This is a genomic window from Bacteroidota bacterium (assembly GCA_030706565.1).
GTDB lineage: Bacteria > Bacteroidota > Bacteroidia > Bacteroidales > JAUZOH01 > JAUZOH01.
The window spans coordinates 1-6,676 of the sequence record JAUZOH010000207.1 but is presented as its reverse complement, the minus strand read 5'-3'; the positions used below and the strand labels follow the sequence as shown (position 1 = coordinate 6,676).

General features: G+C 39.9%; 8 protein-coding genes. 4 read left to right on the top strand and 4 right to left on the bottom strand.

From position 1 onward, the window contains the following. A partial coding sequence (locus Q8907_10855; GenBank protein ID MDP4274766.1) for a hypothetical protein occupies positions 1-1,225 on the top strand: 1,225 nt, incomplete at its 5' end. A 122-nt stretch (positions 1,226-1,347) separates the two neighbouring features. Here Q8907_10855 and Q8907_10850 read toward each other — a convergent pair. Then, positions 1,348-2,049 (bottom strand): GDSL-type esterase/lipase family protein, encoded by a 702-nt coding sequence (locus Q8907_10850; GenBank protein MDP4274765.1) that lies wholly within the window; start codon positions 2,047-2,049, stop codon positions 1,348-1,350. 315 nt (positions 2,050-2,364) lie between these two features. Here Q8907_10850 and Q8907_10845 point away from each other — a divergent pair, with 315 nt between their 5' ends. Genes Q8907_10845 through Q8907_10835 form a run of 3 tightly spaced genes read left to right on the top strand, consistent with a single transcriptional unit; the run spans position 2,365 to position 3,337 of the window. Continuing rightward, a complete protein-coding gene (locus Q8907_10845; GenBank protein MDP4274764.1) occupies positions 2,365-2,619 on the top strand; it encodes a YtxH domain-containing protein in 255 nt (84 codons plus the stop codon). Then, positions 2,619-2,978: a phage holin family protein gene (locus Q8907_10840; GenBank protein ID MDP4274763.1), complete on the top strand. Its 360-nt coding sequence runs from the start codon at positions 2,619-2,621 to the stop codon at positions 2,976-2,978. Before Q8907_10845 ends, Q8907_10840 begins: the two co-directional genes overlap by 1 nt. Before the next feature lie 2 nt (positions 2,979-2,980). After that, positions 2,981-3,337, top strand: coding sequence for a hypothetical protein (locus Q8907_10835; protein ID MDP4274762.1), 357 nt, complete (start codon positions 2,981-2,983; stop codon positions 3,335-3,337). 64 nt (positions 3,338-3,401) lie between these two features. Here Q8907_10835 and Q8907_10830 read toward each other — a convergent pair whose 3' ends face one another. The 3 genes from Q8907_10830 to Q8907_10820 all read right to left on the bottom strand — a co-directional run. Then, positions 3,402-5,063: an AMP-binding protein gene (locus Q8907_10830; GenBank protein MDP4274761.1), complete on the bottom strand. Its 1,662-nt coding sequence runs from the start codon at positions 5,061-5,063 to the stop codon at positions 3,402-3,404. A 31-nt stretch (positions 5,064-5,094) separates the two neighbouring features. Then, a complete protein-coding gene (locus Q8907_10825; protein ID MDP4274760.1) occupies positions 5,095-5,649 on the bottom strand; it encodes an XRE family transcriptional regulator in 555 nt (184 codons plus the stop codon). 184 nt (positions 5,650-5,833) lie between these two features. Continuing rightward, positions 5,834-6,676 (bottom strand): hypothetical protein (locus Q8907_10820; protein MDP4274759.1); only part of this gene is annotated, 843 nt, incomplete at its 5' end.

The window sequence follows — 6,676 nt, the reverse complement described above, 5'->3', positions numbered from 1 at the left end:
CGATCTTTCCATTAAAGATGAAAAGGAGATTATATGGCAGAGCATATATGGAGGAACTGGTGATGACGAGCCTTCATGTATCCGTCAGACCTCGGATGGGGGGTTCATTGTAGCGGGTTGGACTGATATTGGCCGTAAACGCGATTATGCCATAATAAAATTAAATGCCAGGGGAGAAAAAGTATGGACAAAAGTTTATGGAGGTTCCGGCGACGATCAGGCATATTCCATAGAAGAAACTTCTGACGGAGGTTACATTGTTGCAGGATATACTGATTCTTATGACCATGATGTGGTTGGAAATACCGGAAAATATTATGAATATTGGATACTTAAATTGAATTCAGGTGGGAATATTGTCTGGCAGAAATGCCTGGGAGGAGCTTATTGGGAAAAAGCTTTTTCAATAAAACAGACCAAGGATGGAGGATATATTGTTGCCGGTGAATCCAACTCTGTTGACGGGCAAATTAGTGGGGGAAATCACGGTCAAATGGATTTTTGGGTTGTAAAATTGACAGACACAGGAAGCATCAGCTGGCAGAAGTCTTTAGGTGGAAGCCAGGAGGAATCTGCCTATGATATTCAGCAGACCTCTGACGGCGGGTATATTGTTGCCGGGTCTGCTTCATCAAACGATAAAAATGTCAGCGGTAACCACGGGCAAACCGATTGTTGGATTGTCAAATTAACTGCAACAGGAGATATCAGCTGGCAAAAAAACTATGGCGGTTCGCTTTTTGACGTGGCCAATTCAATTCTGCAAACCACTGACGGCGGGTATATTTTTGCCGGGTACACCAATTCCAACGACGGAGATGTTTCGGGAAATCATGGAGATAATGATGCCTGGATAGTCAAACTGACTGCTGCGGGGGCTATTAGTTGGCAGAAAACTGTCGGGAGTACTTCAGAAGAAGAGGCACTTTCCATACAGAAAACTTCTGATGGCGGTTACGTATTTTCGGGATATACTGATTTCCCAGACGGGGTAAAAGGAAATTATGATATATGGATTGTGAAATTGAATGCCGACGGCCAGATGATCGGACAGAAAACTTTCGAAGGCTCAAGAGGACAAAGTATAGCACATTCTATTATACAAACCTCTGATGGAAATTATGCAATTGCTACTTCTTCCGCTGCAATTTCTGGCAAAATACTTGGACATAGCCAGGGTTTTAATCCCGACTGGTGGATTGTGAAAATTTTTAATCCTTTTTGATTCCCTGAAGTTGGTGCTTTTTTTTTAAATTCTATGATTGCGACCAAATTGTAAGTGAGATTTCAATCAAGTAATTCAGATTAATTAAATAGTATTGAAATACAAAAAAGAAAAAGGTTGCTTTACAGGCAACCTTTTTCTTTTAGATATTTCACGATCAGTTCAAATCCTTTTGGATTGGGATGCAGTCCTTCAAGAGTGTAACGGCGGTCGAAATTTTTCTGATTATCGAGCAAGAGGGGATAGAGGTTCACAAATTGGCAATGTGTTGATTGTGCCACTTGCACCAATAAGCGGTTTGTACTTATGATATGTCCCTGCTTGTCGTAATGTTGGGGGAATTTTGGAAGCGTGGGATTTACGGGCAATATGCTTTCCAGGTAAATTTTAGTTTCCGGGCATTTTTTACTGATTTCCAGGATTATCTTTTTTACGTTATTGGCGATCACTGCATCCGGAATATCCTTTCCAATGTCATTGATTCCAATAAGAAGGAATAATTTAGAAGGCTTACGGCGGGTAACGTCGTCGAGGCGTTTCAGCACGCCAAAGGTTATATCTCCGCCTATGCCGCGGTTAATTACGGTGGTATCGCCCAGCAGTTTGCCCCATTTGCCCATTTCAGTAATGCTGTTGCCAAGAAAAATTATTTTTCCCGTTACTACAGGCTGTTTTTTAAATACTGCAACCCTTTGCACGTAATGTTCAGGCATGAATGAGATTGTGTCGAATAAGTTCTGATTGGTAAGTTGGGTTTGGGCGTTTGATGATCCGGCAATGCCCAAAAGGCAGGTTAAAATGATGCCCAATGATTGTATTTTCATAAATGATGGTTTAAAAAGTGATTTTATTTATGCAATGATAAGGAAAATGTATCTAAATTATTTTTTTTAATTAACATTAACCTCTATGAGGGTTGATTTTCCTTTTGGAGTATGAAATATTCCTATCCCTGAAAATCTCCGTAAAATCCGAAAAACAGCTGTATTTTTTTAACAGAAACCCTTTGCTTCTCTTCATTATTTTGTATATTTGTATAAAGGGCTAAAAAATGATAAAAAAGCCTGTAGGCATGGCTTAGCAGTAAGATAAGGAATTAAGTTTATCCTGTTCAACATACATTAAAACTAAAAAAAATCATGAGCAACGGTTCGAAATTTTTAGCCGGGGTGTTGCTGGGTGCAGCAGCCGGTGCAGCAATTGGAATATTCCTAACCAGCGATAAGGGTAAGGAAATGATGGCAGATATCAAGGAAAAGGCGGGCAAGTCAACAGAAGGATTCAAAAAGACCATCAAACATTTTGAAGAGGAAATGAATGAAACGCTTAAAAGAGCAAAGAAATTTGTAAAAGGAGAGGAGGAGAAAAGCCCCCAGACTGAAACACCCGCATAATGGAAGAAGGTAAACAAAATTTTTTTGAGGAAATGCAACAACTGGTCAAAAATTATGTGAATGACCGTCTGTTGCTAATTAAGATGCAGACAGCCGAAAAATCGGCCCATCTGGTCTCTTTCCTTGTCTATTCCATAGTCATTGGATTTCTTGGTTTTTTTATTTTGCTCTTCCTGGGGATGATGACAGGCTACTATTTTGCAACTATTACAAAAAGCCTGTTCTGGGGCTTTGCCATAGTTTCGGCGTTCTTCCTGGTCATACTTGCGGTAATTATTATTTTCCGCAAAAAACTTTTTGAAAGGATAGTCGGAGATAAGGTGGTGAAAATATTTTTTGAAAAAACAGAAGAAAAATAAATATGGAAAAGAAATATTATTTGCCGGTAATCGATTCTATGTCCCGTTTGCAGGAAGAACAACGTTATTTGAATAAATGCATAAAGGAAGAGGAAACGGAATTGGTGAGAGGTATATCCAGGGTTCCGGCTGAATTATTCCATTCTTCGGTAAGTGCCATTGCCGGTTCTTTTACCACCAAAGCAGCATCTTCCATCCTTAGCCTGTTAGCTTCTTTTTTGGGAGATTTGTTTTTTAAGAAAAAATCGAAAAGTACGTCTACCTGGAAACAGGTCTTAAAACAGGCAGGAATTGCAGGAATTTTAAGGATAATTCTTAAATGGGTCTATCCTTCGAAGAAGAAACAATCAACAATTTAAGCAACTTAACATTTGAAGGCAGGGAATAAAATTTTTCAGGGAGAAAAATCTCCCTGATTAAATTTTATTTTTTTGCATCTTTATCTCTGATTTCTACCCTTCTGATTTTGCCGCTGATGGTTTTTGGCAGTTCCTTTACAAATTCAATAATTCTGGGATACTTATACGGAGCTGTAACTGCTTTGACATGGTTTTGCAGTTCTTTGACCAATTCTTCCGAAGCCGTATAATTTTTAGAAAGCACCACGGTGGCTTTTACCACCTGTCCTCTGATTGGATCGGGAACGCTGGTGATGGCACATTCCATAACAGCAGGATGTTGAATCAGGGCGCTTTCAACTTCAAAAGGCCCGATGCGGTATCCTGAAGATTTGATGACATCATCTGCGCGGCCTATGAACCATAAATAATCGTCCTCATCTTTCCAGGCAGTATCTCCGGTATGATAGTAACCATCGTGCCACTGAGAGTGGTTCATTTCATCATCGAGGTAATAGCCCGAGAACATTCCTACCGGTTTTTCTTCAAGTGTCGTTTTGATCACAATTTCACCTTCTTCACCGGTTTCACAAAATTCGCCGTCAGCATTAACCAGGGAAATATCAAAAGTTGGCGATGGTTTGCCCATAGAACCCGGTTTGGGTTCCATCCATGGAAAATTGGCAATTACCGGCAGCAATTCGGTTTGTCCATAGCCTTCCATCAGTTTGATCCCGGTATATTTCAGGAAGATATCGTAAAGTTCAGGATTAAGCGGTTCACCGGCAACTACACAATATTTGAGGGTGCTGAAGTCGTAATTTTTAAGCCCTTCTTTGATCATGAAACGGTAAATCGTAGGGGGGGCACAGAAGGTGGTCACTCCATATTTTGTAGCCAGGCTCATTACATTGGCTGCTTCAAATTTATCATAATCATAAGCAAATACGGCACTACCTGCAATCCATTGCCCGTATATTTTCCCCCAGACAAATTTTGCCCATCCGCTGTCGGCAACGGTATAGTGTAAACCTCCGTCTATCACGTTTTGCCAATATTTGGCAGTCAGAATATGTCCTAAGGGATATTCATAATCCAGACTGACCATTTTAGGCATTCCCGAAGTGCCGGATGAAAAATAGATCAGCATGAGGTCTTTCTTTTGAATATCTGCATCCGTTTCAAACTGATCTGAAGCCTGATCGACTAACTGATTAAAATCCAGCCAGTCATTTTCATGGTAAAGTACACCAAATTTTATTTTCAGGATATCACCGGTTTGTTTTTGTGCCAGGTCTATGTGTTCAGGAAGGTTTTCCTGGCCAATAGTTACAACAGCTTTTATGCTTGCTTTTTCTATTCTATAAACGAAATCGGGAGTTGTAAGCATATGAGTTGCCGGAATCCCAATGGCTCCCAAACGGTGTAGGCCAAGCAGGGCAATCCAGAATTCCCACCTGCTTTTCATCACAAGCATCACTTTGTCGCCCCGGCCTATTCCCTGATCTTTAAAAACATTAGCGGCTTTTTTGCTGAGGGATGACATATCCGAAAAGGAAAAGAATTTCTCTTCCCCTTCGTCGTTTATCCAGATCAAGGCTCGTTTTTCGGGTTCTTTTTCAGCATAAACATCGACTACATCTGTTGCAAAATTGAATTTTTCAGGAGATTTTATCTTGTAGTTGCTGATAAAATCTTCATAGTTATCGAAATCGATGCGGTCGAGAAAATTAGATAATAAATTCATATTTGAAAATTAAATATACTTGGAATTACTTCTACTTCACAATGATAACTAAAAACCGGGCAGGTTTATCGTCTAATGCTTCGATGGCATGGGGATAAGAAGAATCGAAATAAATTGAATCACCGGTTCCCAGTATTATCTCACTCTTATGTATGGTCAGACGCATCCTTCCTTCAATGATGTAGTTGAATTCCTGCCCAATGTGGCTGTTTAAATCAGGTTTCTTGGGTGGATTCGGATCGACAGTAACCACGAATGGTTCAGCTTTTTTATTGGCAAAATTGGCTGCCAGGCTTTCATATTTATATTGTTTTCTACGGTCGACCTCCACTCCTTTATCTTTACGGGTTACAGAATAGATGTTCATTTTGGGGGCGTCGCCGGTAAGCAAAACAGCCAGACTGACATTCAATTTTTTTGCAATTTCCAGAAGATCTCCGGCTGCAATATCCCTGTTCCCGGCCTCAAAATCCAGATAGTCGCCAATAGGAATCTTAATAAGACTGCAGATATCTTCGGGTGTAAGGCCTTCAATCTCACGAAGTTCTTTAACACGGAATGCAATTTCCTGTATTTTTTCCTGAATCATTTTTGTTCTTTTTTATTTCTTCAAAATTAGCATAAATCTCATTATCTGCCATAGAATTGTTTGGGGTTTTTATATTTCCCCCGCTTTTTTTTACAAATCAAAACCTGTAACCCCTGTCTTTCTTAAAAAACGAAAGGCCTCATTGGAGTGAGGCCTTTCGTTTTAAAGTGAATTTTAAATTTTAATAAAATTTCCAGCGTTTATCTACTATGTTGGCAAGTTTCTTTAAAGCTTCATAAGGCTCGTAATTGGCACGTGTCTGGTACATATACGATAACTTACTTTGTTCGCCTTTGAAATCAATACCCGAAGGTTGAGAAACCGAAGTAACCTGAATAACATATACTCCATTGTTGCCTGCTATTGGAGCCGATAATTTGTTGGCCGGATAGTTGGTGGCAGTTGCAATAAGTTTGGGTTCTATACCGGCTACCGGAATGGCAAAAGCAGAGAAAGTAACATCTGTGGCACTTTGAACCTGTGTCCTTAATAAGGAGGCTAATTGGTTAATATCTCTGGCCTGGCCTTTTTTATTATTGATATTGGCTGAAATCAACTCCCCTTTTTTCTCCTGAATAACTTTAGGGATTATTTCGTTTTCAACATCTTCAAGGGGAGCAAAGCCTTTCTTTTTTACAGAGGTCAAGGCAGCAACTACGAATTGATTGTCGGCTTCAAAAACTGTTGAAACATCATATTTCTTGGTTTTGCTGTCGTAAGCCCATTTAATGACTTCGCGGGGTGACTGGATTCCTGCAATTTGTTTGTCGCCTTCCAGAACATTGTTGGCAATTCTCTTCACTAATCTTTGTTTGGCAATAGCTTTGATAAAGGCATCATAAGTACGGTTGTTGCCTGCAAAATTATTGGCTTTGGCAAAGATTCCCCTGTAGGTAGTCTGACTTGGATTTATTTTACGGACCACCTGGGCAACCTGTACCTTTTCAACGGCAGCACCTTTATCCGTAATCTGAACAACATGATAACCATAATTGGTTTCAATAACCTTCAACTCACCTTTCTT

Bases quoted from the DNA above. Each gene is read 5' to 3' on its own strand.
- Q8907_10845 (MDP4274764.1), top strand. From the start codon at position 2,365: ATGAGCAACGGTTCGAAATTTTTAGCCGGGGTGTTGCTGGGTGCAGCA.
- Q8907_10835 (MDP4274762.1), top strand. From the start codon at position 2,981: ATGGAAAAGAAATATTATTTGCCGGTAATCGATTCTATGTCCCGTTTG.
- Q8907_10850 (MDP4274765.1), bottom strand. From the start codon at position 2,049: ATGAAAATACAATCATTGGGCATCATTTTAACCTGCCTTTTGGGCATT.
- Q8907_10830 (MDP4274761.1), bottom strand. From the start codon at position 5,063: ATGAATTTATTATCTAATTTTCTCGACCGCATCGATTTCGATAACTAT.
- Q8907_10840 (MDP4274763.1), top strand. From the start codon at position 2,619: ATGGAAGAAGGTAAACAAAATTTTTTTGAGGAAATGCAACAACTGGTC.